The following is a 25310-nucleotide window of genomic DNA, read 5'->3' as shown; positions in this document are numbered from 1 at the left end:
TTGCTTCACCTGCGCTGATGCGCGACAACAATGATCGGTCTCTGGTTGCCGCTGGATGAAAGCCGGGGGTCACGTCAGTCGCTGTCGCTCCCGTTACAGATGTAAGCGAGCTGGCTGAGCAATATCGCTATTCCTCGCAATTCATGCTGGTCCAGAATTTTCTGTACGCCAATGGCAATGCGGGAGCCGGGTCGCCGGCGCAGAATGTTGCTGCGATCACCGCCCCGATCATGCTCTTCCACGGGGACATGGACCAGAATGTCTATATCGAACACTCGCAGCTTATGGCCGGTAAGCTCAAGGGCGCCGGCAAAAACTATCTCTATGTCGAATATCCGGGGCTTGCGCACTCGCTGGAATCCAATATCGCCCGTGCTGATATGCTGAGGCGCAGCGACGCTTTCCTGCGCGAACAGATGGGCATCAAGTAAAACGAGAAAGGGCGGCCATCGCTGGCCGCCCTTCCATGTTTCGCAGGTTCCGTCGGATCAGCGCGAGTAGAACTCGACGACCAGATTCGGTTCCATCTTCACCGGGTAAGGCACTTCGTCCAGCGTCGGCACGCGGGTGAAGGTGATCTTGGCGGCGCCGTCGGGGGCGACATAGTCGGGAATGTCGCGCTCGGCGAGGCTCTGCGCTTCGAGCACCAGCGCCATTTCCTGCGCTTTCTTGCCCAGCGTCACTTCGTCGCCCGGCTTCACTAGGCGCGAGGCGATGTTGCACTTCACGCCGTTGACGTGGATGTGGCCGTGGCTGACCAGCTGGCGCGCGGCGAAGATCGTCGGCGCGAACTTGGCGCGATAGACGATCGCGTCGAGGCGGCGCTCGAGCAGGCCGATCAGGTTCTGCGAGGTATCGCCCTTCATGCGGCTCGCCTCGACATAGGCCTTCTTGAACTGCTTCTCGGTCACGTCGCCATAATAGCCCTTCAGCTTCTGCTTGGCGCGGAGCTGGAGACCGAAGTCCGAGACCTTGCCCTTGCGACGCTGGCCGTGCTGGCCGGGGCCATATTCACGTTTGTTCACCGGGGACTTCGGGCGGCCCCAGATGTTCTCGCCCATGCGGCGATCGAGCTTGTACTTGGCGCTACTGCGCTTCGACATGTGTAATTCCTTAGCAATTGCCAACAACATTGACCGCCGCCACAGGTGACGAGCGATCGGTCCCGGTCATCGCGCTGCTTGTCCGTAGATCGGGAGGCAGGGCCGCCGCTTCACCGGGGTGCGGAGCCGTTTGCGAAGGCGCGCGGTTAGCGGGACACGGGCTTCGAGTCAACCTTGGACAAGTCAGCCATGGACAGGGCGGGGCGCATGGCTAGAAGGCGGCCATGCACGACGATAATTTCCTGCCCCCCGAATCCTGCACGACAATGACCGATGTACGCGCCGGCGTCGATAGCATCGACCGTCAGCTGGTGGCGCTGCTTGGCGTCCGGATGCGCTTCATGGATGCGGCCGCGCGGATCAAGCCTGATCGCAATCTGGTACGCGATGAGGCACGCAAGGCGCAGGTGATCGCCAATGTGAAGAGCCATGCCGCCGAAAAGGGCGTGCCGGCCAGTCTCGCGGGCGATTTGTGGGAAGCGCTCGTGGAAGCCTCGATCGCCTATGAACTCGAGGCGTTCGACAGGCGGACCTGAGCGGCAAGCGCCCGGCGAAAATCGATCAGTGCGGCATTTCCATGCGTCCGTTCTCGGACTGCATGCGCATCGCGCTGTTGCTGGCGCTTTCGGCGGCAAGGCGCCACTGCTTCTCGGTCAGGCAAATCTTCTTGCCCTTCACGAGCGATCCGGTCTCGATCGATTTCTTGCAGATGACTTTTTCGGCAGGGGCCGGGGACGGCGCAGGCGCGGGCTGTTCGCCCGTGGTCGGCGCTAGAAGCAGAAGAGCGGTCACCATCAGCATCGCATCATTCTCCTGAAACGCGTCGTTGAGCCGTCAGTCTGCGATTTGCGGGCGGAGGGCTCTTAATAAGGCCCGATCCGCCCGTTCAAACCGTCTCGGATCAGTTGGTGCCTTCGAGGCGGCCATTTTCCGACTGCATACGCATCGCAGTGTTGCTCGCGCTCTCGGAGGCGAGGCGCCACTGCTTCGCGGTCAGGCAGATTTTACGGCCCTTCACCAGCGATCCGGTTTCGATCGATTTTTTGCAGATGACCTTCTCGGCAGGTGCCGGGGTCGGCGCGGCGGCCGGCGTTTCGGCGGTGGCGGGCGCAAGAAGCAACAAGGCAGTCGCAAGCAGCATCACATAATTCCCGTCAAAGAGATTCAACCTCGCCGGTCGAAGCGTCCCATCGGATAACGGGCACTTCGAGTGCGGTCGTGACGCAAGATCGCGACCGCCGTATCGCCGACTCATCACTATATATATCTCACCATGTTGCGCTGCGATAGATTTATTACCTCCGTCGTGGACGCATCAGCGTGTTGATCACGCCGCGCATTGTCCGCACGTCGAGCGAAGACCAGCCGGCCTTGGTGAGCACGGTGCGAAGCGTCCGGCGCGTCGCGGGCGCGCGGGCCGGCGGGAAGAAATATCCGGCCTCGTCGAGTTTCGCGGTCAGGTCCTGGATCAGGTCCTCCAGCTCTTCCTGCGGCGCGGGCGGTTCGAGGTCGACGACAGGCGGGCTCGCCAGCGTTTCGCCCTTCGACCATTCGTAAGCGACGAGGATGACGGCTTGCGCGAGGTTGAGCGATCCGAATTCGGGGTTGATCGGCACCGTCAATATCTCGCGCGCCAACGCCACGTCGTCGGTCTCGAGGCCCGATCTCTCCGGGCCGAAGAGGATGGCGGTCCGCTCGGGCGAGGTGCGGATGGCGCGCGCGGCCTGCTCGGGCGTGACGACCGGCTTGGTGACGCCGCGCTTGCGCACCGTCGTCGCATAGACATGCGCGCAATCCGCAACCGCTTCGGCAACGCTGTCGAAGACGCGCGCCTCGGCCAGCACAATGTCGGCGCCGCTCGCGGCAGGGCCAGCGGACGGATTAGGCCAGCCATCGCGCGGGGCGACGAGGCGCATTTCGGTCAGCCCGAAATTGAGCATCGCACGCGCCGCCTTGCCGATATTTTCGCCCAGCTGCGGGCGGACGAGGACGATGACGGGCGGCGGCGCGGACGGGGTCCCGCTCATTCCTTGGCGGGACCCTGCGCGACGGTGCCGGCGAAATCCTCGAAATCGCGCGCTTCGGTGAAATCCTTGTAGACGCTGGCGAAGCGAATATAGGCGACGTGATCGATACCGCGCAGTCCCTCCATCACCAGCTCGCCGATCTGCTTCGCGGGCACTTCGCTGTCCCCCGTGGTCTCCAGCTGGCGCTGGATCCCGGAAATCAGGCGCTCGATCCGCACCGGGTCTACGGGGCGCTTTCGACAGGCGATCGCGATCGATCGCGCCAGCTTTTCACGGTCGAAGGGTTCGCGCCGGTCCTCGCTCTTCACCACGGTCAGGTCGCGGATCTGCACGCGCTCGAACGTCGTGAAGCGCGCACCACAACCTTCGCACTGCCGCCGCCGCCGGATCGCCGCCCCATCCTCGGTGGGGCGGCTGTCCTTCACCTGGCTGTCCTCATGCGCGCAGAACGGGCAGCGCATTTACTGCTCCTCGCGGGGGAGCGGGCCGGTGCCGTAACCGCGCGAGCGGATCATCACGCCTCCGGATAGATGGGGAAGCGCGCGCACAGGGCGCGGACGCGATCGTTGACCGCGTTCTCGACCGCCGGGTCGCCATGCTCGCCCTTGGCGGCGAGCGCGTCGAGCACGTCGGCGATCATGTCGCCGATCTCGCGGAACTCGGCGGGGCCGAAGCCGCGCGTGGTGCCGGCGGGTGACCCCACGCGGATGCCGCTGGTCTTGACCGGGGGCAGCGGATCGAACGGGATGCCGTTCTTGTTGCAGGTGATGCCCGACCGCTCGAGCGCTTCGTCGGCGTCACGGCCGGTCACGCCCAGCGGGCGGAGGTCGACGAGCGCGAGATGCGTGTCGGTGCCGCCGGCGACCAGATCGGCGCCGCGCTCCTTGAGGCGGCTGGCGAGCACCTTCGCATTCTCCAGCACCGCCGCGATGTAGCTCTTGTAGTTGGGCTGCAGCGCCTCGCCGAACGCCACGGCCTTGGCGGCGATGACGTGCATCAGCGGGCCGCCCTGCAGGCCGGGGAACACCGCCGAGTTGATCTTCTTGGCGATCGCCTCGTCATCGGTCAGTACCATGCCGCCACGCGGGCCGCGCAGCGTCTTGTGCGTGGTCGTGGTCACGACATGCGCATGGCCGAAGGGCGAGGGATGCAACCCCGCCGCGACGATGCCCGCGAAGTGCGCCATGTCGACCATGAACAGCGCGCCGACTTCATCGGCGATCGCGCGGAAGCGCGCGAAATCGATGTGGCGCGGATAGGCTGAGCCGCCGGCGATGATCAGCGTCGGCTTATGTTCCTTGGCGAGCCGCTCGACCTGATCGAAGTCGATCAGATGGTCGTCCTCGCGCACGCCATATTGCACGGCATTGAACCATTTGCCCGACATCGCCGCCTTGGCGCCGTGGGTCAGGTGGCCGCCGGCATCGAGCGACATGCCGAGGATGGTGTCGCCCGGCTTGGTGAGCGCAAGCATCACCGCGCCGTTCGCCTGCGCGCCCGAATGCGGCTGGACGTTGGCGAAGCCGCAGCCGAACAGCTGCTTGGCGCGCTCGATCGCCAGCGTCTCGACCTCGTCCGAAGGTGCGCAGCCCTGATAGTAGCGCTTGCCCGGATAACCCTCGGCATATTTGTTGGTGAAGACCGATCCCTGCGCCTGAAGCACGGCGCGCGAGACGATGTTTTCCGATGCGATCAGCTCGATCTGGTTCTGCTCGCGCGCCAGTTCGTGGCCGATGCCGGCGAACACCGCCGGGTCGGCGTCGGCGAGGCCGCGCGTGAAGAAGCCGTCGGGCTGGACGTCGTGCAGCGTGCGGGGGTTGGTGCTCATGCGGGCTCCTTCGCGAAGGCTGGGGTGGAGAGTTTGGCGACGCGGCCGGCGTGGCGGCCGCCTTCGAATGGGGTGGAAAGGAATGCGTCGATGCACGCCTTTGCCATATCGATGCCCGTCAGCCGCGCGCCGATCGCAACGACGTTGGCATCGTTGTGCTGGCGGGCGAGCGCGGCCGAGAGCGGCTCGGAAACGAGCGCGCAGCGGCAGGCCGGGTTGCGGTTGACGGCGATCGAGATGCCGATCCCCGAACCGCACAGCGCGATGCCGCGCACGGCCTGGCCTTCCTCGATCGCGCCGGCGAGCTTGTAGCCATAATCGGGATAGTCGACCGAGCTTTCGTCGGCCGGGCCAAGGTCGATCACCTGATGGCCGCCGTCGCGCAGCCATGCGACGAGCGTGGCCTTCAAGGCGACGGCTGCGTGATCGGATGCGATCGCGATCGGTTCGGACATGGCCCGCGTCTTTCCAAAGATGAGTCGGATGGCGGCTCTCTACGGTCTTGCGCGCCGAAGCGCTACCTTTGGATGACGGGATGGTGACATGGGCGGAGCCCGGTCGCCGGCGAGGGGGTTGGAGGAACGAAGGCCAGCCGCTAGCCTCCATGGCTCGGGGGCAAAGGAGACTCGCATGCGCCGCACGATTGGGACGCTCGGCACCGGCTTTGCGCTGGCGCTCGCACTGGCCGCCTGTTCGGGACAGAAGGGCGCGGACAATGCGCAGACCGCCGAGCAGACGGCGGATGGCATGCCCCCGGGCAACGCGTTGCCGCCGCCCGAATATGAAGTCGTCCCGCCCGATGAATCGGCCAACCCCACCGATGCGTGGATCGGCAAGTGGATCGGCGTCGAAGGCCTCGTCCTCGATATCGAGCCGGGGCATGAGGCAGGCAAATATGCGCTGACCATCACCCTGCTCGACGGCACGAACAAATATGTCGGCACCGCGAACGGCGAGACGATCAGCTTCGCGCGCGGCGGCAAGACCGAGACGATTCGCGCGGGCACCGGCGCGGATACGGGCCTCAAATATCTCGCCGGCAAGGATGATTGCCTGATCATCCAGTCCGGCGAAGGCTTCTGTCGCGACTGACCTTGCGCGCATGATCGAAACAGCGCGCCTGATCCTGCGCCCGCATGGTCGGGAGGATTTTGAAAGCCTGCTCGCACTGTGGAGCGACCGCGCCGTCGTCCGCTTCGTGGGCGGCGAGCCGCAGACGCCCGAGCAGGTGTGGAGCAGGCTGCTCCGCTATGCCGGCCACTGGTCACTCAACGGCCACGGCTTCTGGGCCGTGATCGACCGCGCCGAGGGCCGCCATGTCGGCGATGTCGGCCTGTTCGAAGGCCGCCGCGAACTCGATCCGCGCTTCGATGGCGCACCCGAGGCAGGCTGGGCTTTCGATCCTTCGGTCCATGGCCGCGGCTACGCGGCCGAGGCGATGGAGGCTGCCCTGCGCTGGGGAGCGGAGATGAAAGGCTTCACCCGCGCCGTGTGCATGATCGAGGATGGCAACTACGCCTCGGTCCGCCTCGCCGAACGCCTCGGCTTCCGTTCCTATGGCGAGGCCCAATATGCCGGCGCCAAGGCGCTGCTGTTCGAGCGGGTTTAGCATGTCGGAAACTAGGGTTGGTTAGACTTGCAACATGCGCATTCTGTTCGGGCCCCAACTGCTTTTCCTCGGCGCTGGAGCCGCGTTGATCGCAACTCCGGCGCATGCGCAGGTCATCGACGCCGCGTTCGATGCGCACCGTGTCGCGACCTTCAAATCCGGCATGTGGCGTGCCGATACCGCCTTTTTCGAATCCGATTATGAGTCCGGGCCGCAATATGCCTGTCGGATGACGACACCGGGCGTCGTGCTGTTTCAGGTCAGACCCCCGGAAAGCGACCAGATGGTCGCGCGGTGGCTTTTTCCCGGACGCGCCGAAGCGCCGTCCGGACAGTTGCAGGTCGACGCGATCAGCGTAGCCGGCAAGAGCTATCAGGTCGCGTCGCTGCCGTGGCGGTTGGCGCGGCCTCCGGAAAAAGGCGGCGTCCTGTTGTCCTTCGACATCGCGACGCTGGTTTTCCGAGCCTCTCCGGAAGACGAATGGCTGCCGCTCGCCTATCTGACGAAGGACATGTTCGGCGCCTCGAGCTTCGCAATCGGTTATCGCGACCCGGATAATGAGGAAAAGACGCCAAGGCGGCACAAGCGATTCAGCCTGAAAGGTTTTAGCGCGGCTGCGCGGTGGTGTGGTCGACAATTGCTGAGCGACCGCAAGGATGATCCGCGCCTCAAGGCATTGCTTCGCTGACTTGAAGCGACGGACCAGCATGACGATGGCATCCGATGGCTGAGGCGTTGCAGGACGGCGCCTCAGCCATCGGGGTTCAATTGGTTCTTTGACCGTCGGCAGCGACGAGCGCAGCGATCGCTTCGTTCAGGCTGACTCGCCCCCTGAGCAAGCGGGGGTTGTCCTGGGCAAAATCGATCCAGCCTTCGTTGAAGCCGTCGATCATCCGCATGCGCGGCAAGGGATTTCGGGCGCCCTGCGCGCGGAACAACGCTTCCCATGCGTCGCGCGGAATCGCCTCTGCCCGCACTGGGCGGCCGAGCGCCGTTGCGAAGGCTGCCGCGAGGTCGTCGGGCGACACGCGCTCCGGCCCTTCCAGTTCGACGATGCGCACGCCGGTCCAGCGTTCGCGGATCAACGCGGCCGCTATGCGACCGATATCGGCGACTGCCACCATCGCGATGCGGCGGTCGAGCGGCGCGAGAAAGCTGCGGATGACGCCTTCGTCGCGCGCGGAGCCGACATCCCAGGCGGCATTTTCGATGAACCAGCCGGGACGCAGAAAAGTGACGGGGATGGAGAGCGTGGACAGCGCTTGCTCCATCAGGGTGCGCTGGGTCAGCAGGTTATCCTGCTGCGCGTCGGCGCCGATCGTCGAGAGGCAGACGATGCGCCGCGGGCGCGCATCGTCGAGCGCGCGGCGGACAGCGGCGATCACGCGCTTTGCTTCCGGATAGCCGGGCTCCGGATCGAAATCGGACGGCGGCAGGATGAACACCCCTTCCGCGCCCCGGAAGGCATCGGCGAGGGCGGCCGCGTCGGCCATGTCGGCCCGGGCGATCTCGCAGCCACGCGTCGCCCATATGGCGGCCTTCACAGGATCGCGCGCGATGGCGCGCACGGGGAGGCCTGCATCGAGCAGCGCGCCGGCGAGCGCACCGCCGACCTGGCCGGTGATTCCGGTAATGGCGAACATCTCAAAGCTCCTTCGTTCAGCGCGATGCCTGATCGCGTCGCATGCTATTTAGGATGGCGCGCGAGATGATTTGAGCGCATAAATATCATCGCTTCTGTGATCAGAAGTCATGCGGGGCGCCGATGAATTTCGACACCAGGATATTGAATGGCGTGGGGGTGCTGGCCGCGATCGTCGAGGCGGGCAATTTCGCCCGCGCCGGAGAAACGCTGGGTTTGACGGCGTCGGGCGTGAGCCGCGCGGTCGCCCGGCTGGAAGCGCGCGTCGGGGTTCGCCTGTTCGACCGGACGCCTCGCAACGCGACGCTGACCGAGGAGGGGCGGCTTTTCTATGCGCGGGTGATGCCGCTGATCGCGGGCATTGAGGAGGCGGCAACCGAGCCGGCAGGGGCCGCCTCAATCGCCAGCGGCCGGTTGCGCGCCAATGTCGACCCCTGGTTTGCACGGATGGTCCTTGCCCCCAATTTGCGGCGCTTCCTTGATCGTTTTCCGATGCTGTCGCTCGACCTCCTCGTCAGCAATCATCGCGAGGAGATGATGGCGGGCGTCGACGTGGCGGTGCGCTTTGGCCCGGCCGACGGCGCGTCGCTCGTCGCGCGGCGGATATTGGAAACGCCGGTCCTGACCTGCGCCGCGCCTTCCTACCTCGATCGACGCGGCGTGCCGGCGACTCCGCGCGATCTGGTCGACCACGAGGCCATCCTGTTCCGCGATCCGCAGACGGGCCGGCCCTTCGCGTGGGAGTTCGGGCGCGGCGGTGATCTGTTTGAAGCGGATGTGCGCGGCCGGATGACGACCGATGACCCATCGGCGGCGCTTGCCGCATGCGTCGCGGGGCAGGGCATTTTCCAGAGCCTAGGGCTCGGCCTCAAGCCCTGGCTCGACAGCGGGGCGCTGGTGTCGATTCTCGCCGACTGGTCGACCGAGACCTGGCCGCTTTACGCCTATCACCCGTCGCGCCATCTGCCGCCGGCCAAGGTGCGGGCGTTTCTCGACTTCGTTCAGGAGATCGGTCGCGAGCCGGCAGGCTCTGGACAAGCCGACCCGGCGGCTTATGCGACCTGATTGTGACAATCGGTCCCCGAACCGTCGCGGGGCTGTAACATCACGGCCTTAAATCCCCCGAAACGCGGCTTCCACAGGACATTGCGATGATCAGCCATTCGACCCTTTCCACTGGCAGGGCGGTGCGCGGCGCCATGCAGCGCGCCGAGACGCTCACCAGACAGGGTCTGCTCGAACGCGCCTTCGCCTTCGCCTTTCGGGGCCTGGTCTACGCCCAAATCTGGGAAGACCCCGAAGTCGACATGGAGGCGCTGGCGATCACGCCCGACAGTCATGTCGTGACGATCGCGTCGGGCGGCTGCAACGTGCTGAGCTATCTCACCGCCAATCCGGCCAGCGTCACCGCCGTCGATCTCAACACCGCGCATATCGCGCTCAACCGGTTGAAGCTGGCCGCCGCGCGCCACCTGCCCGATCATGCCGCCTTCCTCCGTTTCTTCGGCGGCGCTGCGTCGCGCGAGAATATCGAAGCCTATAAGCGCCATGTCGCGCCGCATCTGGACGAGACATCGCGCCGCTACTGGGAAGGGCGCGATCTTTCAGGCCGGCGTCGCATCGGCGGGTTCAAGACCGGCATCTACCGGCGCGGCCTGCTCGGCACCTTTATCGGCACCGCGCACCTGCTCGCCAGGCTCTATGGCATCGATCCGCGCGAGATCCTCGCCGCCGGTAGCATTGAGGAGCAACGTGCGATCTTCGACCGTCGTTTCGCCCCGATCTTCGACAAGAAGTTCATTCGCTGGCTGACCGACCAGCCCGCCTCGCTCTTCGGCCTCGGCATCCCGCCCGCGCAATATGACGCGCTGGCCGGCGACGATCCCGAAGGTATGGCGAGCGTGCTGCGCCAGCGGCTCGAGAAGCTGGCCTGCGACTTCGACATTCGCGGCAATTATTTCGCCTGGCAGGCCTTCGGTCGCGGCTATCAGGCGGCGCCCGACGCCTCGCTGCCGCCTTATCTGCAGGCGCGCCATCATGACGCCGTGGTCTCGCGCGTCGACCGGGTGACCGTACGCCACGTCAATTTCGGCGATCATCTGCGCAGCCGCGATGCCGCAAGCGTCGATCGCTATATCCTGCTCGACGCGCAGGACTGGATGACCAACGAGCAACTGACGACGCTGTGGAGCGAAATCTTGCGCACCGCCAGGCCCGGCGCGCGCGTGCTTTTCCGCACCGCTGCCGAGCCGAGCCTGCTGCCGGGCCGCGTGCCCGACGCCATCCTCGACCGCTTCCGCTATGAGGAAGAGGCGTCGCGCGACTATACGCGCCGCGACCGATCGTCCATCTATGGCGGCGTGCATCTCTACGTGCTGAAGGACGCATGACCGCGACGGCGACCGATGCCGGCAAGGCGATGGATGCCATCTATCGCCGCCAGCGCCACATCTACGATCTGACGCGCAAATATTATCTGCTCGGCCGCGACCGGGCGATCCGCGCGCTGGCGCCGCCGCCGGGCGGGACCGTGCTTGAGGTCGGCTGCGGCACCGGGCGCAACCTGATCGTCGCGGCGCGGGCCTGGCCCCAGGCGCGCTGCCACGGCTTCGATATTTCGGCGGTGATGCTGGAGACGGCGGCTGCGAGCATCGCGCGGGCGGGGCAGGGCGGTCGTATCGCGCTGGCGCGCGGCGATGCCGCCGGGTTCGACGCGCAGGCAATGTTCGGCGTGCCCGCCTTCGACCGCATCCTGATGTCCTACACGCTGTCGATGATCCCGCCCTGGCGTCAGGCGATTGTGGCGGCGGCCGATGCGCTGGCGCCGGGCGGCGAGCTCCACATCGTCGATTTCGGGCAGCAGGAGCGGCTTCCGCGCTGGTTCCGGCGCGGGCTTCATGCATGGCTGGCGAAGTTCGACGTGACGCCGCGCGCCGACCTGGAAGCGGCGCTGCGCAATCTGGCCGCCGATCGCGGCCTGACGCTCAGCTTCCGCCCGCTCTATCGGGGCTATGCGTGGGAAGCCGCGCTGCGGCGGCCCGATCAGCCTTCGGCAACCGTGTAGATATCGAGATCGGGCTTGCCCGCGACGAGATCGCGTGTCGCGGCGAGGAACGTCGCAGTGCCGGCGGTCTCGAAGTGTGCGTCGAGATGCGCGCGGCTTTCCCAGCGTTCGAAGAAGAAGAGCCGCAGCGGATTTTCGGTATCGCGATAGACGGCGTGCGCGATGCAGCCCGGCTCGGTGCGCGATCGCCCGACATGCGCCTGCGATGCTTCCAGCAGCGCATCGAACGCGCCGTCCCTGGCAATGACCGATCCGGTGACGATCAGCATCGCCGGCGCCCCGATCAGGCGGCCTTGCGCATTTCGAGGCGGTCCCAGATTTCGACCAGCGCCTCGACGAGCTCGCGCATCATCTCTTCATTGTGCGCCGGGCCGGGGGTGAAGCGCAGCCGCTCCGTACCGCGCGGCACCGTGGGGTAATTGATCGGCTGCACATAGACGCCATATTCGGCGAGCAATATATCGCTGATCTTTTTGGCTTTTACCGGATCGCCGACCATCAGCGGCACGATGTGCGTGGTCGAGTTCATCACCGGCAGCCCAGCATCGCGCATCATCGCCTTGAGCCGGGCCGCGGCGGCCTGCTGGCCCTCGCGCTCGACGCTCGACGATTTCAGGTGGCGCACACTCGCCAGCACGCCGGCGACAAGCACCGGCGACAGCGAGGTGGTGAAGATGAAGCCCGGCGCATAGCTGCGGATCACGTCGATGATCTGCCGGTCGGCCGCGACATAGCCGCCCATCACGCCGAACGCCTTGCCCAGCGTCCCTTCGATGATGGTCAGCCGGTGCGCCACGGCGTCGCGATCGGAAATGCCGCCGCCGCGCGGGCCGTACATGCCGACCGCGTGCACCTCGTCCAGATAGGTGAGGGCGTTATATTTGTCGGCGAGGTCGCATATCTCGGCGATCGGCGCGATGTCCCCGTCCATCGAATAGACGCTTTCGAACGCGATCAGCTTGGCGACGCCCTTGGGCGCCTCGGCCAGAAGCTCTTCGAGATGTTCGAGATCATTGTGGCGGAAGACGCGCTTCTCGCAGCCCGAATTGCGGATGCCCGCGATCATCGAGGCGTGGTTGAGCTCGTCGGAGAAGATGATGCAGCCCGGCAGCAGCTTGGCGAGCGTCGAGAGCGTCGCCTCGTTCGAGACATAGCCCGAGGTGAAGAGCAGCGCGCCTTCCTTGCCGTGGAGGTCGGCCAGCTCTTCTTCGAGATCGACATGATAGTGGGTGTTGCCGCCGATGTTGCGCGTGCCGCCCGATCCCGCGCCCACATCGTGGAGCGCTTCCTCCATCGCTGCGATCACCTTGGGATGCTGGCCCATCGCCAGATAGTCGTTCGAGCACCAGACGGTGATCGGCTTCGGCCCGTTATGCCCGGCGAAGCAGCGCGCATTGGGGAACATGCCCTTGTTGCGCAAAATATCGATGAAGACCCGGTAGCGCCCTTCGGCGTGCAGGCGGTCGATGGCCTGGGAGAAGACGTGGTTATAGTCGACTGCCCGCTCTTCGGATGTCTGCGTCATCACGATCGTCGCGATACTCCCGAAAAATCTGCAATGCCAGTGATAACGCCTCGCAAATTGTCGATCATAGTGATCGTTGGTTTAGGTCGTCTAAAGCACGTTCGAGATCGGCGCCGGTGCCGCAAAATGCGCCTTCAGCGCATTTTCGAACAAACTCTAAAGCGCCTCGATGCGCGTCAGGCCGAAGTCCGCGAGCGCGGGGGCGAGCGCCTGTTCGTGTGGGCCGAGCGCGGTGAACAAGGCCACGCCCTCGCCCGGATCGTCAGACCAGTCCTGCGCCTCGGTCAGATAATCGATCCGCCGTGCGATCCCGTCGGCGCCGTCGACCAGCGCCACGCCGGGCGACGCGCGCGCCAATTCTGCATCGACTAGGCGGAAATGGGTGCAGGCGAGCACCACCGCGTCCATCCGGTCGCCCCCCGGCTGGTCGGTCAACCCGCGCATGATCGCCTCATACTCGGCCGGATCGGCGTGGTGACCGCGCAGCTTGGCCTCGGCCAGTTCGACGAGGCGCGCCGATCCGTGGCGCAGCACAATGCAGTCGGCGGCGAATTCGGCTGCGAGCCGATCGACATAGGGCTGGCGGACCGTCGCGTCGGTGCCGAGCACCCCGATGACGCGATTGCGCGAGGCGAGCGCGGCCGGCTTGATCGCGGGAACGGTGCCGACGACGGGCAGGTCGAGCGCCGCGCGCACCGCAGGCAGCGCGATCGTCGATGCGGTGTTGCAGGCGATGACGACAAGGCGCGGGCGATAGCGCTCGACCAGCCTGCCGAGCAGCGCGGGAACGCGCGCGGCAATCTCCGCCTCGGTCTTCAGCCCATAAGGAAATCCGGCCGAATCAGCAGCATAGACTACCGGCGCGTTGGGCAGAAGCGCCCGCGTGGGGCCAAGGACAGAAAGCCCGCCAACCCCCGAATCGAAGAAGAGGAGGGGGCGGCTATCGGTCGTCACCGCCTTAATGTAAGTTGTTGCGCAGGGGGATCAAACCCCTATTGTCGCGCGGAAAGCTGTTGGGGGGCGTCTGATGTCTGGCATGTTGTGGGTCGGCCCCGCGATCGCGCTCGTCCTGGGTTATCTGCTCGGGTCCATCCCCTTCGGCCTGCTCATCACCCGCATCGCCGGCATGGGCGACATCCGCAACATCGGATCGGGCAATATCGGCGCCACCAACGTACTGCGCACCGGGCGCAAGTCGCTTGCGGCGCTGACCTTGATCCTCGATGGTGCGAAGGGCGCGGCGGCCGTGCTGCTCGGCGCCTATGTCCATCCCGAGGGCGGGGCGGTGCTGGGCGCGGCGGGCGCCTTCTTCGGCCATCTCTATCCCGTCTGGCTCGGCTTCAAGGGCGGCAAGGGCGTCGCGACGCTGCTCGGCATCTGTCTTGCGCTCTACTGGCCGATCGGGCTGGTGTTCGCGGCCGTCTGGCTCGGGATGCTCGCCTTGCTGCGCTATTCGTCGGTGGGCGGGATGAGCGCCGCAGTCTCCGCGCCCGTCGCCGCCGCGATCTTCGGCCGGTTCGAACTGGTGCTGCTGCTCGTCGCCTTCGCGCTGATGGTGCTGTGGAAGCATCGCGGCAATATCGAGCGGCTGCTCGACGGCACCGAGCCGCGCGTGGGCTCCAGCAAGGCGTGAACGCGGCAGACGCGCCCCGGCGCGCCAAGCTCCGCCTCATCCGATCAGCCAATGTCGGCCCGGTTACCTATGCAGCATTGCTCCGTCGCTTCGGCAGCGCGGAGGCCGCGCTCGACGCGGTTCCGATGCTCGCGGCACGTGGTGGGGGCAGGGCGGTCGAACTTGCCGATCCGCGCGCGGTGGAAGCCGAGTTCGGCCGTGTCGCGGCGCTCGGCGCGCGCCATATCTTCATCGATGAGCCCGATTATCCGCCCTTGCTGCGGGAGATCGAAAGCGCGCCGCCCGCGATCGTCGTGCGCGGCGACACGGGGCTTGCCGCGCGCAGCGTCGTCGCCATGGTCGGCGCGCGGAACGCATCGGCGGCGGCATGCCGCTTCGCGCGGGGGCTGGCGCAGGATCTGGCGCGCGAGGGCATCGTCGTCGCCTCGGGGCTGGCGCGCGGGATCGACAGCGCGGCTCATGCCGGATCGCTCGATGGCGGCACGATCGGCGTGATCGCCGGTGGCATCGATGTGGTCTTCCCGCCCGAAAATGCCGCGCTTCAGGATGCGGTGGCGATACAGGGACTGCTGATCGCCGAACAGCCGCCGGGCGTCGAGCCGCGCGCGCGTCACTTCCCCTGGCGCAACCGGATCATCGCGGGCGTCGCGGCGGGGACGGTCGTGGTCGAGGCCGCACCCAAATCGGGATCGCTGATCACCGCGCGGCTGGCGGGCGAAGCCGGGCGCGAGGTGATGGCAGTGCCCGGATCGCCGCTCGATCCGCGCGCGCAGGGTTGCAACCTGCTGATCCGCGAAGGCGCGACGCTGATCCAGTCCGCCGCCGACATCATCGAGGCGATCCGCCCGATCGACGCGCGTGTGCTGCGCGATCCGGGCGCGGGCTTCGATAGCGGGCCGCTTTCGTCCGATGCGTCGGACCACGAGCGCGGGACGATCGTCGATCTGCTCGGGCCAGTGCCCGTGCCGGTGGACGAACTGATCCGGCTGTCGGGATCGGCGCCCGCCGTCATACAGACGGTGCTGCTTGAGCTTGAACTGGCGGGGCGCCTCGATCGCCATGCGGGCGGGAAGGTCAGCCTGGTGGGCTGAATATATCGACCTGCGGCCTCCGTCATTGCGAGGCCGCAGGCCGAAGCAATCCAGAACGACGCCGGATATCGAAGCTGGATTGCTTCGTCGGCTTCGCCTCCTCGCAATGACGCGGGCCGCAAGGCTGTCCGCCACCCGCCAATCGGTGCATAGTGCCGCCGAGAGAACAGGGAGGTTGGCGATGAAGCATCTGGCGATCCTCACCATGGGCGCGCTGACTCTCGCCGCGCCGGCATCGGCGCGCGACCGCAGCTATGAGCGCAACCGCGCGCTCGTCCAGCCGGCGGCGGGCACGCTGCGGCTCTATTCGGGGCCGGGGCTGACCGGACGCGTCACGACGCTCAACGAGACGATCGGCGATCTTTCAGCCTATCGCTTCGCGCGGCGGGCGAGCAGCCTCTATGCCGTGGGCAACTGGCAAGTCTGTACCGAGCCGGCCTTCAAAGGCCAGTGCCAGACCTACACCGGCCGCGTCGACTCGCTCATCTATCTCGGCACCAGCAACGGGGTCATGTCGGTGCGCTATCTGGGCGGGCGATAGGGCTGGCTGCTATTTGGCCCCCGCCGTCAGTGCGAGCGCAGCGAAGCAATCCAGGGTGATGTTCGGCCCTCTGGATTGCTTCGCTGCGCTCGCAATGACAGCGACGGGGGCGACGATCATCGGAAATCCGGCCCTCTTACTGATCCTGGCAGATCGCCTTGGGGCTGTTGGGCACGCAGATCGTCAGCCCCGAAAGCAGCGCATCGGCCCAGCCTATGTCGTCGCCCGTCGCCTTCCGCCTGATCGCGATGCGCGCGACATAGAGCGTGTCGCCGCTGCGCGTCGCGGCGGCGAAGAGGCTTTCGGGGCGGCCGGTCTGCGTGTTGAGCGGGCAATCGCCGCTGATCCGCGCGACGGGGCCGGGATCGCCGCCGGGATCGCCGGGTGTGCTGGTGATCGCGCTCAGCGTTGAGCCGGGGCAGGTGGAGCGCCACATCGCGCCGATCTGGCCCAGGGCGTCGACCGCGTCGGTCTGGCCCGCGCCGGCGAAGCTCTGCTCCATGATCATTCGCGACCAGGACTGGAGCGTCTCGCCGCGCCGGATCCGCTGGATCATCTTCGCGCCGCCGCGATCCTCGCCCCAGGCGATCGTGAAATCGTCGGCGGGCGGCAGCGCCAGCCACTGGGACGCCGATCCGACATGCGGCGCGGCGGCGGCAAGCGCGGCGACGAGCAGCAGGCTCATGCCGTTGCCGCCCTGCCGGGGTTGAACGGCGCGGGGGTGTCCACAGATTCAATCTTTGGATCGTGCGTCACGCCACCCCCTTGACTGGACCCGTCCGGTCTTTCCACCCTACGCGTACACACGAGGGGCATCGAACAGGTCAATGCAGCTAGTCATCGTCGAATCGCCTGCCAAGGCGAAAACCATCGAGAAATATCTGGGCGGGGATTATCGTGTTCTCGCGTCCTATGGCCATATCCGCGATTTGCCGCCCAAGGACGGATCGGTCGATCCCGACGACGGCTTTGCGATGGAGTGGGAGGCTTATGCCGACAAGGGTAAGCAGCTCCGCGCGATCACCGACGAGGCGAAGAAGGCCGACCGACTGATCCTCGCCACCGACCCCGATCGCGAAGGCGAGGCGATTTCCTGGCACGTGCAGGAAGTGCTGAGGGCGAAGAAGGCGCTGCCCAAGTCAGTCGAGCGCGTGACCTTCAACGCGATCACCAAGGCGGCGGTGACCGAGGCGATGGCGAAGCCGCGCGAGCTCGATACCGACCTGATCGACGCTTATCGGGCGCGGCGTGCGCTCGATTATCTGGTGGGCTTCACCCTCTCGCCGGTGCTGTGGCGCAAGCTGCCCGGCGCGAAGTCGGCGGGGCGCGTCCAGTCGGTCGCGCTGCGCCTGATCGTCGATCGCGAGCGCGAGATCGAGGCTTTCATCGCGCAGGAATATTGGTCGGTATTTGCCGATATGGAACATGATGGACAGGCTTTTATTGCCCGTCTGGTTCGTTTGCGCGGCGAGAAGATCGATCGTCTAACGCTAGGCAATGCCGGCGATGCCGAGGCGGCGAAGACCGCCGTCGAGGCCGGTCGTTTCACTGTCGCATCGGTTGAGACCAAGCCTGCGACGCGCAATCCGCCGCCGCCTTTCACCACGTCGACGCTGCAACAGGAAGCCGCCCGCAAACTCGGCTTTTCCGCCAGCCACACGATGCGCGTCGCGCAGGGACTCTATGAGTCCGGCCTGATAACCTACATGCGAACCGACGGCGTGCAGATGGACGGCAGCGCCATCTCCGCTGCGCGCAAGGCGATCGCCGATCGCTACGACGCATCCTACGTGCCCGACAAGCCGCGCCAATATACGGCGAAGGCCAAGAATGCGCAGGAAGCGCACGAGGCGATCCGCCCGACCGATTTCTCCAAGGATCGCGCCGCTGCGGGCGACGATGCGCGGCTCTACGACCTGATCTTCAAGCGCGCGCTGGCGAGTCAGATGGCCTCGGCGCGGATGGAGCGGACCACCGTGGAGCTGGAGGAAGCGACGGGTCAGACGGCGCTGCGTGCGACCGGGCAGGTCGTGCTCTTCCCGGGCTATCTCGCGCTTTACGAGGAAGGCCGCGACGATGTCGGCAAGAACGGCGATGCCGAGGGCGACGAGGATTCGCGCCGCCTGCCGCGCCTCGCCGCCGGCGACGCACCCGCGAAGAAGGCAGTTCACGCCGAACAGCATTTCACCCAGCCGCCGCCACGCTTCTCCGAGGCGAGCCTCGTCAAGCGGCTGGAGGAACTGGGGATCGGGCGCCCTTCGACCTACGCCTCGATCATCCAGGTGCTCAAGGACCGCTCTTATGTGCGCACCGAAAAGAACCGCTTCTTCGCCGAGGAGAGCGGGCGGCTGGTGACGGCGTTCCTCGAACGCTTCTTCGAGCGCTACGTCTCCTATGATTTCACCGCCGGGCTCGAGGATGAACTCGACGATATCTCGGGCGGACGCGCGCAGTGGCAGGCCGTGCTCGAGGCCTTCTGGCGCGACTTCAAGCCCAAGACCCAGCAGGTGATGGAGCAGAAGCCGTCGGACATCACGGCGGCGCTCGACCAGTTTCTCGAACCCTATCTTTTTCCCGCGCGTGCCGACGGATCGGATCCGCGGCTCTGCCCCAATTGCGGGGAGGGGAGGCTGGCGCTGCGTGGCGGGCGTTTCGGCGCGTTCGTCGCCTGCTCAAACTATCCCGAATGCAAATATACGCGCCGTTTCGCTCAACCGGGCGGCAATGGCGGCGAGGATAGCGGACCCGAAGCGCTGGGCACCGATCCCGCGACCGGGCTGGAAGTGTCGAAGCGCAGCGGGCGCTTCGGCCCCTATCTGCAGCTGGGCGACGGCCAGGAGGCCAAGCGCGCGTCGATCCCCAAGGATCTGCCCGGCGACGGGCTGGATCTCGAATGGGCGCTGAAACTGCTGTCGCTGCCGCGCGAGATCGGCGCGCATCCCGAGACGGGCAAGATGATCACCGCTTCGATCGGGCGCTATGGCCCCTATCTGGCGCATGACGGCAAATATGCGCGGCTGGGCTCGACGGCCGAGGTGTTCGAGACGGGCATGAACGCCGCCGTCGTCAAGCTGGCCGAGGCAGCCGCCAATGGCGGGCGCCCGGCGCGCGGCGCCGCCGCCGCGCCTCTCCGTGTGCTCGGCGCGCATCCGCGCACCGAGGCGGAGGTCAGGCTGATGGCCGGGCGTTATGGCCCGTATGTGACCGATGGCGCGACCAACGCTACGCTGCCCAAGGGCGTCGAGCCGGAGGCGTTGACGCTGGAGGAAGCGGCCCAGCTGATCGACGCGCGCGCGGCCGCAGCGCCCAAGGGCAAGAAGAAGGCAGCGGCCAAGAAGGCACCGGCGAAGAAGGCGCCTGCCAAGACGGCGAAAAAGGCTCCGGCCAAGAAGGCTGCGACGAAAACCGCCAAGGCCTGAGCGCCGGGCGGGCGTCGCGGTTTCGCATTGCGTGCGTCTGGGCTATAGTCGGCCCGACGCACGCAGTGGAGGATCGCGTATCAGGCCGGGGCTGACCAGAGGCTGGATGGGAGCGCAAGGCGCGCGCTGGGCCTTCATGGCCGCCGCGACCATGGCGCTGCTGATCGCGCTGGTCTGTGCGCTCATGCCGCTTCGCGCCTTGCCGGTCCGTTCGATCGGATCGGCCTTCGATCCGACCACCAGCGTCGTTACCCTCCGCCCGGTATCGCAGCGCCTGCAGGCCGGGCAGGGCGTTGCCCGCCCGCGCGACGGGTCGTCCGAGGCCGGGCTTCTTCCTGTTCTTGTCCCGCTTGCGGCGGTGATCGTCGTCGCGTGCATCGTCATCGCTTTCAGCGAAGAGCCGCTGGTACGCGATCCCGTAATTCTGCGTTCCGCCAGAGCGGGTGCGCTTGGAGCGCGAGCGCCGCCGCGCGCCTGATCCGCACGACGGGGCCGCTGATGCGGCACCCCGGTTTCGGATTCAGCATCGCGAGGTAACGATGGAAAAGAACAGGAAGCGGCCGCCCTGGTGGTTCCTCACCACCATCTGGGCAGGCATTGCCGGCACCGCCGGGCTGCTCGCCGCCATCATCCGATCGACCGCCGATTGATTGCGTGCCGCAGGCGCCGAGCCGCCTGCGGCGCGGCACGGAGTTTTACATGACGCATCACACGCCGCTGATCGCCACGATCGTTGCCGGCCTTGTCTTCGCCTTCTTCATGGGCGCGCTTGCGCAGCGCCTGAAAGTTTCGCCCATCGCGGGCTATCTGGTAGCCGGCGTGCTGGTAGGCCCCTTTACGCCCGGCTTCGTCGCCAACGCCGAACTGGCGAACGAACTCGCCGAACTGGGCGTCATCCTGCTGATGTTCGGCGTCGGACTGCATTTTTCGCTCAAGGACCTGCTGTCGGTCCGCAACATCGCCATTCCCGGCGCGGTCGTGCAGATCGGCGTTGCGACCTTGCTGGGGATGGCGCTGGGCTGGCTGCTTGGCTGGAACATGCTTGGCGGCTTCGTCTTCGGTCTCGCGCTTTCGGTCGCGAGCACGGTGGTTTTGCTCCGTGCACTCCAGACGCGCGACCTGATCGATACCGAGCGCGGCAGGATCGCGGTCGGCTGGCTGATCGTCGAGGATCTGGTGATGGTGCTGGCGCTCGTGCTGCTGCCGGTGCTGCCGCAGGTGATGGCGAGCGAGGGCGGCTGGAGCGCGCTTGCGCAGCCATTATTGACGACGTTCCTCAAAGTCGCGGGTTTTATCGCGCTGATGTTGATCGTCGGCCGGCGGCTGATCCCCGCCGTGCTGCACTGGGTGGTGCATACGGGCTCGCGCGAGCTGTTCCGGCTGGCGGTGCTGGCGATCGCGCTGGGCGTCGCCTTCGGCGCGGCGATCGCCTTCGACGTCTCCTTCGCGCTGGGGGCCTTCTTCGCGGGCATGATCCTTGGCGAAACGCCGCTCAGCCGCCGCGCGACCGAGGAGACACTGCCACTGCGCGACGCCTTCGCCGTGTTGTTCTTCGTGTCGGTGGGGATGCTCTTCGATCCCAAGGTAGTGATCGAGCAGCCCTTGCCCGTGCTCGCAACGGTCGCGACGATCGTCGTCGGCAAATCGGTCGCGGCCTTCCTGATCGTCCGCATGTTCGGCTATCGCAACGGCACCGCGCTGACGGTCGCGGCGAGCCTGGCGCAGATCGGCGAATTCTCGTTCATTCTCGCGACGCTGGGTACCCAGCTCGGCATCCTGCCGGCGGAGGCGCGCGATCTGATCCTCGCCGGCGCGATCATCTCGATCTTCCTCAATCCCTTCATCTTTTCGCTGATCATCGGGACGCACGGCCGGTGCGATCCGGGCGAGGATGAGGCCGGGCCCGCCGCGCAGGGCGAGGGGCATGTGATTGTCGTCGGCTATGGCCGGGTCGGCAAGCGTGTCGCCAAAATGCTGGGCGAAAGCGGCCGGGCCTTCCTGATCGTCGAGGACCAGGCCGACGTCGCCCGCCAGGTGGAGGCCGATGGCCACGGCGTCGTGCGCGGCAACGCTGCCGAGCGGAGCACGCTGGAAGCGGCAGGCATCGACAAGGCGGCGACGCTGCTGATCGCCATCCCCGAGGGCTTCGAAGCGGGCGCGGTGTTCGAACGCGCGCGCAAGCTCAACGCCTCGATCCCGGTCATCGCGCGCGCGCATTCGGACGCGGAGGTCGACCATCTCGAACGGCTGGGCGTGCAGCATGTCGTGATGGGCGAGCAGGAAATCGCGGTACGGATGAGTGCGATCGCCGGCGCGGCGTGAGGGGAAGCGGAGCCGGTCAGCCGTCTGCGACGATCGCGTGGATCGCGTGGCAGTGGCGTTCGAGATGCTCCTGCGACTGGACATAATGCCGCAGGGGCGTGTCGATCGGGTAGAAGAGGATATTGGCAATGAAGCCGTAAAGGCTGGCGTCGACGCTGGTCGGCTGGTCGCCGAACATGAAGCCCTGGCGCGGCAGGAGCATTGCGAGCGCGGCGAGATCGTCGAGCCCGCGGCGATAGGCCTCGTCGGGAGGATAGCGGCCGATCCCCTGATAACGATAGCGCTCGAAATTATAGGCGCGCGCGGCGTTCAGATCGGCTTCGGCGAGATTTTCATGCTCGTCGAGCAGGGCATCGCGAAAGGACGGCCAGAAGCGATCGTCCTTCCAGCGCGAATAGGACATTGGCCAGTAAAGGTCGTCGAGGACGCGGCCGATGCAGAAGGCCTGCGTCCGCTGGACATCGTCGAGGCGCGCGTCGATCGACAGGCTGTGCGCGCTCGTCAGATGTGCGAGAATCGCTGCGCTGTCGCCGATCAGCGTTCCGTCGTCGTCGAGATAGGGAAGCTGGCCGTGCGGCGCGGCCGAGGTGTCGAGAATATGTTCGTGGCGAAAGGGCAGGCCGGCCAGCTTGAGCAGCGCGAAGATCTTGAGACCGAAGGGGTTGTTGTCGGCGAGGCCGAACAGCCCCGGATAGGAGTAGAGGGTGATCATCGCCGGCATGCCCCGATCGTGAAATGATGGCGGCAGTTGCCGTGTTGGCGGCTAGACGGTCAAGAGCCTGTCGTCGTCGAGCGCGGCCAACAATGAGACGAGACCGCCCGCCGCAATGCGTCCATTCAGCGTCGAGAGATCGATGCCCGCGGAAGCAAGCCCGGTCTGGCAGGCGATGATGGCGACATCGAGCGCCAGTGCATCGGACAGATCGGTATCCGCAAGCCGCGCCACCGCGCCGTCGTGCAGATAGAGCCGCGTGCGTCCGCCGAGCGCTGCTGATGCGCTTGCGATCGCGACGGCAGCGGCGAAGCGATCGGCATCGCCGGTCGCGACGATGATCGTCAGCCCGCGCACGAGCAGCCGGGATCCTTGGGTAGTGCAATGGTACGGAAGCGGAAGGCGAGCGCGTCGAGGATCAGGAGCTGGCCGGCGCTGTCCGTGCCGAAAGGCACGATCTGGCGGATCGCCTCGATCGCAGCGAGGCCGCCGATGCTCTGGGTGAGCGCGCCGAGTACGCCCTGATCGGCGCAGCTCACATCGGGGCGATCGGGGTCGTTACCGACGAGGCAGCGATAGCAGGGCTTGCCCGCCTCCCACCCGCGATAAACCGCAAGCTGGCCTTCGAACTGCCCGACGGCGGCCGAGACCAGCGGGATTTGAAGCGCCTGGGCAGCATCGGCCCCGATCAGGCGGGTGGCGAAATTGTCGCAGCCGTCGAGGACCACGTCGGCACCGGCAAGAAGGCTCCGGGCATTGTCGATGCCGAGGCGGATGGGGTGGCGCTCGATCGCGACATCGGGCGTCAGCCGCGCGACCGCGTCGGCGGCAGCATCGACCTTGGCGCGCCCGACGTCGGCGGTTGAAAACAGGGTCTGGCGCTGGAGGTTGGACAACGCAACCTCGTCGTCGTCGATCAGGCGGAGGCGGCCTACGCCGGTCGCCGCCAGCGCCTCGATCGCCGGGCAGCCGATCCCGCCGACGCCGATGACCGCGACGGTCGCGCCGAGCAGGCGCTTCTGGCCTTCGCCGCCAATCTCCTTGAGGATGATGTGGCGGGCGTAACGATCGATCTGTGCGTCGCTGAGTAAGGTCACACGCCCGTCGAGCCGAAGCCGCCCGCGCCGCGCGCCGTCTCGTCCAGTTCGTCGACTTCGGCGAAGGCGGCAAGTGTGACGGCGGCGGGAACGAGCTGGGCGATGCGATCGCCGCGCGCGATGGCGAAGGGATCGCTGCCGAGATTGGCGAGGATGACCTTCACTTCGCCGCGATAGTCGGCGTCGATCGTACCCGGCGTGTTGAGGCAGGTGACGCCGTGCTTGAGCGCCAGTCCCGAACGGGGGCGGACCTGGACTTCATAGCCTTCGGGAATGGCGATCGCGAAGCCGGTTGCAACGGCGTGGCGCGCGCCGGGGGCGAGCGTCAGATCCTCGGCGGCGACGACATCCATGCCTGCCGCATGCGCGGTGGCGTAGGCGGGCAGGGGCAGGCCTTCGCCATGCGGCAGGCGCTTTATGCGGATGGCGATAGGCGCAGTCATGCGGAAACTCCCAGCGCATCGGCGATGCGTTCGGCCAGCCGCTCGGCGACTTGCTCCTTCGTACCTTGCGGCCAATCCTCGACGCCCGACGCGGTGACGAGGTGGACGCGATTTTCGGCGCCGCCCATCACGTCGCCCGAGACGTCATTGGCGACGATCCAGTCGGCGCCCTTGCGCGCGCGCTTGGCGACGGCATTTTCGACGACGTTCTGCGTTTCGGCCGCGAAACCGACGACAAGCGCCGGACGGCGCGTATCGTGCGCCAGCTCGGCAAGGATATCGGGATTTTCCGACAGGCCGAGCGTCGGCGGAGCGCCGTCGGCGCGTTTCTTGATCTTCTGATCGGTGGGCTCGACGCGCCAGTCGGCCACGGCGGCCACCATCACGGCTGCGTCGGCAGGAAGCGCGCGGCCGACCTCGCTCGCCATCTGCCGCGCAGTCTCGACATCGACGCGGGTGACGCCCGGAGGCGTCGGGAGCGACACCGGCCCGGCGACCAGCGTTACCTGCGCGCCGCGTGCGGCCAGCGCGCCCGCAATGGCGAAACCCTGCTTCCCCGAGGATCGGTTGGCGATGTAGCGCACCGGATCGATCGGCTCATGCGTGGGGCCGGCGGTGACGATGATATGGCGGCTGGCGAGCCGCGCGTCGCGCGCGATCCACGCAGGTCCGCCTTCGGGTGGCGGCAGCTTGGCGGGAGCCTTGGCGACCCCGGTGGAGAGCAGCGCTCGGATGCGATCGAGGATCACCGGCGGCTCGGGCAGGCGACCGGGGCCATATTCGTTGCACGCCATCACGCCTTCGTCGGGCTCCATGACCGTTAGCCCGTCGGCCCGGAGCGTCGCGACGTTGCGGCGCGTCGCGGGGTGGAGCCACATGCGCACGTTCATCGCCGGCGCGACGAGCACGGGCGTATCGGTGGCGAGCAGCAGCGTGGTCGCAAGGCTGTCTGAAATGCCGTTCGCCATCTTGGCGATGAGATCGGCGGTGCCGGGGCAGACGACGACCAGATCGGCGTCGCGGCTGAGCTGGATGTGGCCCATCTCGGCCTCGTCCTTCAGGTCCCACAGGCTGGTGAAGACCTGATCCTCGGAGAGTGCGGCAAGCGTCATCGGCGTCACGAAATGCGCGCCGCCATCGGTCAGCACGCAGCGTACCGACATGCCGTCCTTGCGGATCAGGCGGATCAGCTCGCACGCCTTGTAGGCGGCGATCCCGCCGCCGACGATCAGGAGGATTCGGAGGGAAGCCATG

Annotated in this window: 30 protein-coding genes and 1 pseudogene; 14 read left to right on the top strand and 17 right to left on the bottom strand. The window is 66.6% G+C overall.

The window, feature by feature from the left end; genetic code table 11:
* Positions 1 to 89 precede the first annotated feature (89 nt).
* Positions 90 to 431, top strand: a pseudogene (locus tag AC3WT0_RS02515) (alpha/beta hydrolase family protein); the annotation flags it as partial.
* A gap of 57 nt (positions 432 to 488) precedes the next feature.
* On the opposite strand, the gene rpsD reads toward AC3WT0_RS02515, so the two are convergent.
* A complete protein-coding gene (rpsD, locus tag AC3WT0_RS02510) occupies positions 489 to 1103 on the bottom strand; it encodes a 30S ribosomal protein S4 (RefSeq protein ID WP_492751165.1) in 615 nt (204 codons plus the stop codon).
* A 224-nt stretch (positions 1104 to 1327) separates the two neighbouring features.
* Between rpsD and AC3WT0_RS02505 the strand changes: the two genes are divergently transcribed.
* Positions 1328 to 1639 carry a chorismate mutase gene (locus tag AC3WT0_RS02505; RefSeq protein WP_492751164.1) on the top strand — a complete coding sequence of 104 codons (312 nt, stop codon included), beginning with the start codon at positions 1328 to 1330 and terminating at the stop codon, positions 1637 to 1639.
* Positions 1640 to 1664: 25 nt separating this feature from the next.
* On the opposite strand, the gene AC3WT0_RS02500 is transcribed toward AC3WT0_RS02505, so the two are convergent.
* The 6 genes from AC3WT0_RS02500 to rpiB form a co-directional block, all read right to left on the bottom strand.
* Entirely contained in the window at positions 1665 to 1898 is a 234-nt protein-coding gene (locus AC3WT0_RS02500) for a hypothetical protein (RefSeq protein WP_492751162.1), read from the bottom strand.
* 106 nt (positions 1899 to 2004) lie between these two features.
* A complete protein-coding gene (locus tag AC3WT0_RS02495) occupies positions 2005 to 2244 on the bottom strand; it encodes a hypothetical protein (RefSeq protein ID WP_492751160.1) in 240 nt (79 codons plus the stop codon).
* A 154-nt stretch (positions 2245 to 2398) separates the two neighbouring features.
* Entirely contained in the window at positions 2399 to 3130 is a 732-nt protein-coding gene (locus AC3WT0_RS02490; protein WP_492751158.1) for an RNA methyltransferase, read from the bottom strand.
* Positions 3127 to 3591, bottom strand: a complete 465-nt coding sequence (gene nrdR / locus AC3WT0_RS02485; RefSeq protein WP_492751156.1) for a transcriptional regulator NrdR — start codon at positions 3589 to 3591, stop codon at positions 3127 to 3129. The genes AC3WT0_RS02490 and nrdR overlap by 4 nt, the downstream gene beginning before the upstream one ends.
* 53 nt (positions 3592 to 3644) lie before the next feature.
* Positions 3645 to 4958: a serine hydroxymethyltransferase gene (gene glyA / locus AC3WT0_RS02480; RefSeq protein WP_492751154.1), complete on the bottom strand. Its 1314-nt coding sequence runs from the start codon at positions 4956 to 4958 to the stop codon at positions 3645 to 3647.
* Positions 4955 to 5413 carry a ribose 5-phosphate isomerase B gene (gene rpiB, locus AC3WT0_RS02475; protein ID WP_492751153.1) on the bottom strand — a complete coding sequence of 153 codons (459 nt, stop codon included), beginning with the start codon at positions 5411 to 5413 and terminating at the stop codon, positions 4955 to 4957. Before rpiB ends, glyA begins: the two co-directional genes overlap by 4 nt.
* 175 nt (positions 5414 to 5588) lie before the next feature.
* Here rpiB and AC3WT0_RS02470 point away from each other — a divergent pair, with 175 nt between their 5' ends.
* Genes AC3WT0_RS02470 through AC3WT0_RS02460 form a run of 3 tightly spaced genes read left to right on the top strand, consistent with a single transcriptional unit; the run spans position 5589 to position 7255 of the window.
* Entirely contained in the window at positions 5589 to 6050 is a 462-nt protein-coding gene (locus AC3WT0_RS02470; RefSeq protein WP_492751151.1) for a hypothetical protein, read from the top strand.
* Between the two features lie 10 nt (positions 6051 to 6060).
* Positions 6061 to 6567, top strand: a complete 507-nt coding sequence (locus AC3WT0_RS02465; RefSeq protein ID WP_492751149.1) for a GNAT family N-acetyltransferase — start codon at positions 6061 to 6063, stop codon at positions 6565 to 6567.
* Positions 6568 to 6601: 34 nt separating this feature from the next.
* Positions 6602 to 7255: a hypothetical protein gene (locus AC3WT0_RS02460; protein ID WP_492751147.1), complete on the top strand. Its 654-nt coding sequence runs from the start codon at positions 6602 to 6604 to the stop codon at positions 7253 to 7255.
* Between the two features lie 76 nt (positions 7256 to 7331).
* On the opposite strand, the gene AC3WT0_RS02455 is transcribed toward AC3WT0_RS02460, so the two are convergent.
* Entirely contained in the window at positions 7332 to 8210 is an 879-nt protein-coding gene (locus tag AC3WT0_RS02455; protein WP_492751145.1) for an NmrA family NAD(P)-binding protein, read from the bottom strand.
* Positions 8211 to 8332: 122 nt separating this feature from the next.
* On the opposite strand from AC3WT0_RS02455, the gene AC3WT0_RS02450 reads away from it, so the two are divergent.
* The 3 genes from AC3WT0_RS02450 to AC3WT0_RS02440 all read left to right on the top strand — a co-directional run bounded on the left by AC3WT0_RS02450 (position 8333) and on the right by AC3WT0_RS02440 (position 11273).
* The gene (locus AC3WT0_RS02450) at positions 8333 to 9274 is read left to right on the top strand and encodes a LysR family transcriptional regulator (RefSeq protein ID WP_492751143.1); all 942 of its coding nucleotides are present in this window, start codon (positions 8333 to 8335) and stop codon (positions 9272 to 9274) included.
* An 86-nt stretch (positions 9275 to 9360) separates the two neighbouring features.
* On the top strand, positions 9361 to 10599 hold the full coding sequence (locus AC3WT0_RS02445) for a BtaA family protein (protein WP_492751141.1): 1239 nt from the start codon (positions 9361 to 9363) through the stop codon (positions 10597 to 10599).
* Entirely contained in the window at positions 10596 to 11273 is a 678-nt protein-coding gene (locus AC3WT0_RS02440) for a class I SAM-dependent methyltransferase (RefSeq protein WP_492751139.1), read from the top strand. The genes AC3WT0_RS02445 and AC3WT0_RS02440 overlap by 4 nt, the downstream gene beginning before the upstream one ends.
* Here the strand turns inward: AC3WT0_RS02440 and AC3WT0_RS02435 are convergent.
* The 3 genes from AC3WT0_RS02435 to murI all read right to left on the bottom strand — a co-directional run bounded on the left by AC3WT0_RS02435 (position 11252) and on the right by murI (position 13752).
* Positions 11252 to 11542, bottom strand: coding sequence for a putative quinol monooxygenase (locus AC3WT0_RS02435; protein ID WP_492751137.1), 291 nt, complete (start codon positions 11540 to 11542; stop codon positions 11252 to 11254). The genes AC3WT0_RS02440 and AC3WT0_RS02435 overlap by 22 nt on opposite strands.
* 14 nt (positions 11543 to 11556) lie before the next feature.
* Positions 11557 to 12798, bottom strand: a complete 1242-nt coding sequence (gene hemA, locus AC3WT0_RS02430; protein WP_492751202.1) for a 5-aminolevulinate synthase — start codon at positions 12796 to 12798, stop codon at positions 11557 to 11559.
* A 156-nt stretch (positions 12799 to 12954) separates the two neighbouring features.
* Positions 12955 to 13752 carry a glutamate racemase gene (gene murI, locus AC3WT0_RS02425; RefSeq protein ID WP_492751136.1) on the bottom strand — a complete coding sequence of 266 codons (798 nt, stop codon included), beginning with the start codon at positions 13750 to 13752 and terminating at the stop codon, positions 12955 to 12957.
* A 73-nt stretch (positions 13753 to 13825) separates the two neighbouring features.
* Between murI and plsY the strand changes: the two genes are divergently transcribed.
* The 3 genes from plsY to AC3WT0_RS02410 all read left to right on the top strand — a co-directional run bounded on the left by plsY (position 13826) and on the right by AC3WT0_RS02410 (position 16063).
* Positions 13826 to 14431, top strand: coding sequence for a glycerol-3-phosphate 1-O-acyltransferase PlsY (plsY, locus tag AC3WT0_RS02420; protein WP_492751135.1), 606 nt, complete (start codon positions 13826 to 13828; stop codon positions 14429 to 14431).
* Positions 14428 to 15522, top strand: coding sequence for a DNA-processing protein DprA (gene dprA / locus AC3WT0_RS02415; protein ID WP_492751134.1), 1095 nt, complete (start codon positions 14428 to 14430; stop codon positions 15520 to 15522). Before plsY ends, dprA begins: the two co-directional genes overlap by 4 nt.
* A gap of 181 nt (positions 15523 to 15703) precedes the next feature.
* The gene (locus AC3WT0_RS02410; protein WP_492751133.1) at positions 15704 to 16063 is read left to right on the top strand and encodes a beta/gamma crystallin family protein; all 360 of its coding nucleotides are present in this window, start codon (positions 15704 to 15706) and stop codon (positions 16061 to 16063) included.
* Between the two features lie 136 nt (positions 16064 to 16199).
* On the opposite strand, the gene AC3WT0_RS02405 is transcribed toward AC3WT0_RS02410, so the two are convergent.
* Positions 16200 to 16748, bottom strand: a complete 549-nt coding sequence (locus tag AC3WT0_RS02405; protein ID WP_492751131.1) for a hypothetical protein — start codon at positions 16746 to 16748, stop codon at positions 16200 to 16202.
* Positions 16749 to 16890: 142 nt separating this feature from the next.
* Here AC3WT0_RS02405 and topA point away from each other — a divergent pair, with 142 nt between their 5' ends.
* The 3 genes from topA to AC3WT0_RS02390 all read left to right on the top strand — a co-directional run bounded on the left by topA (position 16891) and on the right by AC3WT0_RS02390 (position 21804).
* A complete protein-coding gene (gene topA / locus AC3WT0_RS02400; RefSeq protein ID WP_492751129.1) occupies positions 16891 to 19482 on the top strand; it encodes a type I DNA topoisomerase in 2592 nt (863 codons plus the stop codon).
* Positions 19483 to 19588: 106 nt separating this feature from the next.
* Positions 19589 to 19960, top strand: coding sequence for a hypothetical protein (locus AC3WT0_RS02395; protein ID WP_492751127.1), 372 nt, complete (start codon positions 19589 to 19591; stop codon positions 19958 to 19960).
* A gap of 221 nt (positions 19961 to 20181) precedes the next feature.
* The gene (locus tag AC3WT0_RS02390) at positions 20182 to 21804 is read left to right on the top strand and encodes a cation:proton antiporter domain-containing protein (protein ID WP_492751126.1); all 1623 of its coding nucleotides are present in this window, start codon (positions 20182 to 20184) and stop codon (positions 21802 to 21804) included.
* Positions 21805 to 21820: 16 nt separating this feature from the next.
* On the opposite strand, the gene AC3WT0_RS02385 is transcribed toward AC3WT0_RS02390, so the two are convergent.
* From AC3WT0_RS02385 to AC3WT0_RS02365, 5 genes are read right to left on the bottom strand one after another with little or no spacing between them, the layout of a single operon-like run.
* The gene (locus tag AC3WT0_RS02385) at positions 21821 to 22525 is read right to left on the bottom strand and encodes a glutathione S-transferase C-terminal domain-containing protein (RefSeq protein WP_492751124.1); all 705 of its coding nucleotides are present in this window, start codon (positions 22523 to 22525) and stop codon (positions 21821 to 21823) included.
* A 42-nt stretch (positions 22526 to 22567) separates the two neighbouring features.
* Positions 22568 to 22873 (bottom strand): DsrE family protein, encoded by a 306-nt coding sequence (locus AC3WT0_RS02380; protein ID WP_492751123.1) that lies wholly within the window; start codon positions 22871 to 22873, stop codon positions 22568 to 22570.
* The gene (locus AC3WT0_RS02375) at positions 22861 to 23613 is read right to left on the bottom strand and encodes a HesA/MoeB/ThiF family protein (protein ID WP_492751121.1); all 753 of its coding nucleotides are present in this window, start codon (positions 23611 to 23613) and stop codon (positions 22861 to 22863) included. The genes AC3WT0_RS02380 and AC3WT0_RS02375 overlap by 13 nt, the downstream gene beginning before the upstream one ends.
* Positions 23610 to 24056: a dUTP diphosphatase gene (gene dut / locus AC3WT0_RS02370; protein WP_492751120.1), complete on the bottom strand. Its 447-nt coding sequence runs from the start codon at positions 24054 to 24056 to the stop codon at positions 23610 to 23612. The genes AC3WT0_RS02375 and dut overlap by 4 nt, the downstream gene beginning before the upstream one ends.
* The gene (locus tag AC3WT0_RS02365; RefSeq protein WP_492751119.1) at positions 24053 to 25309 is read right to left on the bottom strand and encodes a bifunctional phosphopantothenoylcysteine decarboxylase/phosphopantothenate synthase; all 1257 of its coding nucleotides are present in this window, start codon (positions 25307 to 25309) and stop codon (positions 24053 to 24055) included. The genes dut and AC3WT0_RS02365 overlap by 4 nt, the downstream gene beginning before the upstream one ends.
* Position 25310: the final 1 nt, after the last annotated feature.

The sequence above is a fragment of the Sphingomonas sp. EU05-FHT14C10 genome (assembly GCF_058790595.1).
The sequence above is the reverse complement of the archived record's forward strand: the minus strand, read 5'-3'. Positions and strand labels throughout refer to the sequence as shown.

Excerpts from the sequence above, each read along its gene's own strand:
- rpsD (WP_492751165.1), bottom strand. The coding sequence starts at position 1,103 with ATGTCGAAGCGCAGTAGCGCCAAGTACAAGCTCGATCGCCGCATGGGC.
- AC3WT0_RS02505 (WP_492751164.1), top strand. The coding sequence starts at position 1,328 with ATGCACGACGATAATTTCCTGCCCCCCGAATCCTGCACGACAATGACC.
- AC3WT0_RS02500 (WP_492751162.1), bottom strand. The coding sequence starts at position 1,898 with ATGGTGACCGCTCTTCTGCTTCTAGCGCCGACCACGGGCGAACAGCCC.
- AC3WT0_RS02495 (WP_492751160.1), bottom strand. The coding sequence starts at position 2,244 with ATGCTGCTTGCGACTGCCTTGTTGCTTCTTGCGCCCGCCACCGCCGAA.
- AC3WT0_RS02490 (WP_492751158.1), bottom strand. The coding sequence starts at position 3,130 with ATGAGCGGGACCCCGTCCGCGCCGCCGCCCGTCATCGTCCTCGTCCGC.
- nrdR (WP_492751156.1), bottom strand. The coding sequence starts at position 3,591 with ATGCGCTGCCCGTTCTGCGCGCATGAGGACAGCCAGGTGAAGGACAGC.
- glyA (WP_492751154.1), bottom strand. The coding sequence starts at position 4,958 with ATGAGCACCAACCCCCGCACGCTGCACGACGTCCAGCCCGACGGCTTC.
- rpiB (WP_492751153.1), bottom strand. The coding sequence starts at position 5,413 with ATGTCCGAACCGATCGCGATCGCATCCGATCACGCAGCCGTCGCCTTG.
- AC3WT0_RS02470 (WP_492751151.1), top strand. The coding sequence starts at position 5,589 with ATGCGCCGCACGATTGGGACGCTCGGCACCGGCTTTGCGCTGGCGCTC.
- AC3WT0_RS02465 (WP_492751149.1), top strand. The coding sequence starts at position 6,061 with ATGATCGAAACAGCGCGCCTGATCCTGCGCCCGCATGGTCGGGAGGAT.
- AC3WT0_RS02460 (WP_492751147.1), top strand. The coding sequence starts at position 6,602 with ATGCGCATTCTGTTCGGGCCCCAACTGCTTTTCCTCGGCGCTGGAGCC.
- AC3WT0_RS02455 (WP_492751145.1), bottom strand. The coding sequence starts at position 8,210 with ATGTTCGCCATTACCGGAATCACCGGCCAGGTCGGCGGTGCGCTCGCC.
- AC3WT0_RS02450 (WP_492751143.1), top strand. The coding sequence starts at position 8,333 with ATGAATTTCGACACCAGGATATTGAATGGCGTGGGGGTGCTGGCCGCG.
- AC3WT0_RS02445 (WP_492751141.1), top strand. The coding sequence starts at position 9,361 with ATGATCAGCCATTCGACCCTTTCCACTGGCAGGGCGGTGCGCGGCGCC.
- AC3WT0_RS02440 (WP_492751139.1), top strand. The coding sequence starts at position 10,596 with ATGACCGCGACGGCGACCGATGCCGGCAAGGCGATGGATGCCATCTAT.
- AC3WT0_RS02435 (WP_492751137.1), bottom strand. The coding sequence starts at position 11,542 with ATGCTGATCGTCACCGGATCGGTCATTGCCAGGGACGGCGCGTTCGAT.
- hemA (WP_492751202.1), bottom strand. The coding sequence starts at position 12,798 with ATGACGCAGACATCCGAAGAGCGGGCAGTCGACTATAACCACGTCTTC.
- plsY (WP_492751135.1), top strand. The coding sequence starts at position 13,826 with ATGTCTGGCATGTTGTGGGTCGGCCCCGCGATCGCGCTCGTCCTGGGT.
- AC3WT0_RS02410 (WP_492751133.1), top strand. The coding sequence starts at position 15,704 with ATGAAGCATCTGGCGATCCTCACCATGGGCGCGCTGACTCTCGCCGCG.
- AC3WT0_RS02405 (WP_492751131.1), bottom strand. The coding sequence starts at position 16,748 with ATGAGCCTGCTGCTCGTCGCCGCGCTTGCCGCCGCCGCGCCGCATGTC.
- topA (WP_492751129.1), top strand. The coding sequence starts at position 16,891 with ATGCAGCTAGTCATCGTCGAATCGCCTGCCAAGGCGAAAACCATCGAG.
- AC3WT0_RS02395 (WP_492751127.1), top strand. The coding sequence starts at position 19,589 with ATGGGAGCGCAAGGCGCGCGCTGGGCCTTCATGGCCGCCGCGACCATG.
- AC3WT0_RS02390 (WP_492751126.1), top strand. The coding sequence starts at position 20,182 with ATGACGCATCACACGCCGCTGATCGCCACGATCGTTGCCGGCCTTGTC.
- AC3WT0_RS02385 (WP_492751124.1), bottom strand. The coding sequence starts at position 22,525 with ATGCCGGCGATGATCACCCTCTACTCCTATCCGGGGCTGTTCGGCCTC.
- dut (WP_492751120.1), bottom strand. The coding sequence starts at position 24,056 with ATGACTGCGCCTATCGCCATCCGCATAAAGCGCCTGCCGCATGGCGAA.
- AC3WT0_RS02365 (WP_492751119.1), bottom strand. The coding sequence starts at position 25,309 with ATGGCTTCCCTCCGAATCCTCCTGATCGTCGGCGGCGGGATCGCCGCC.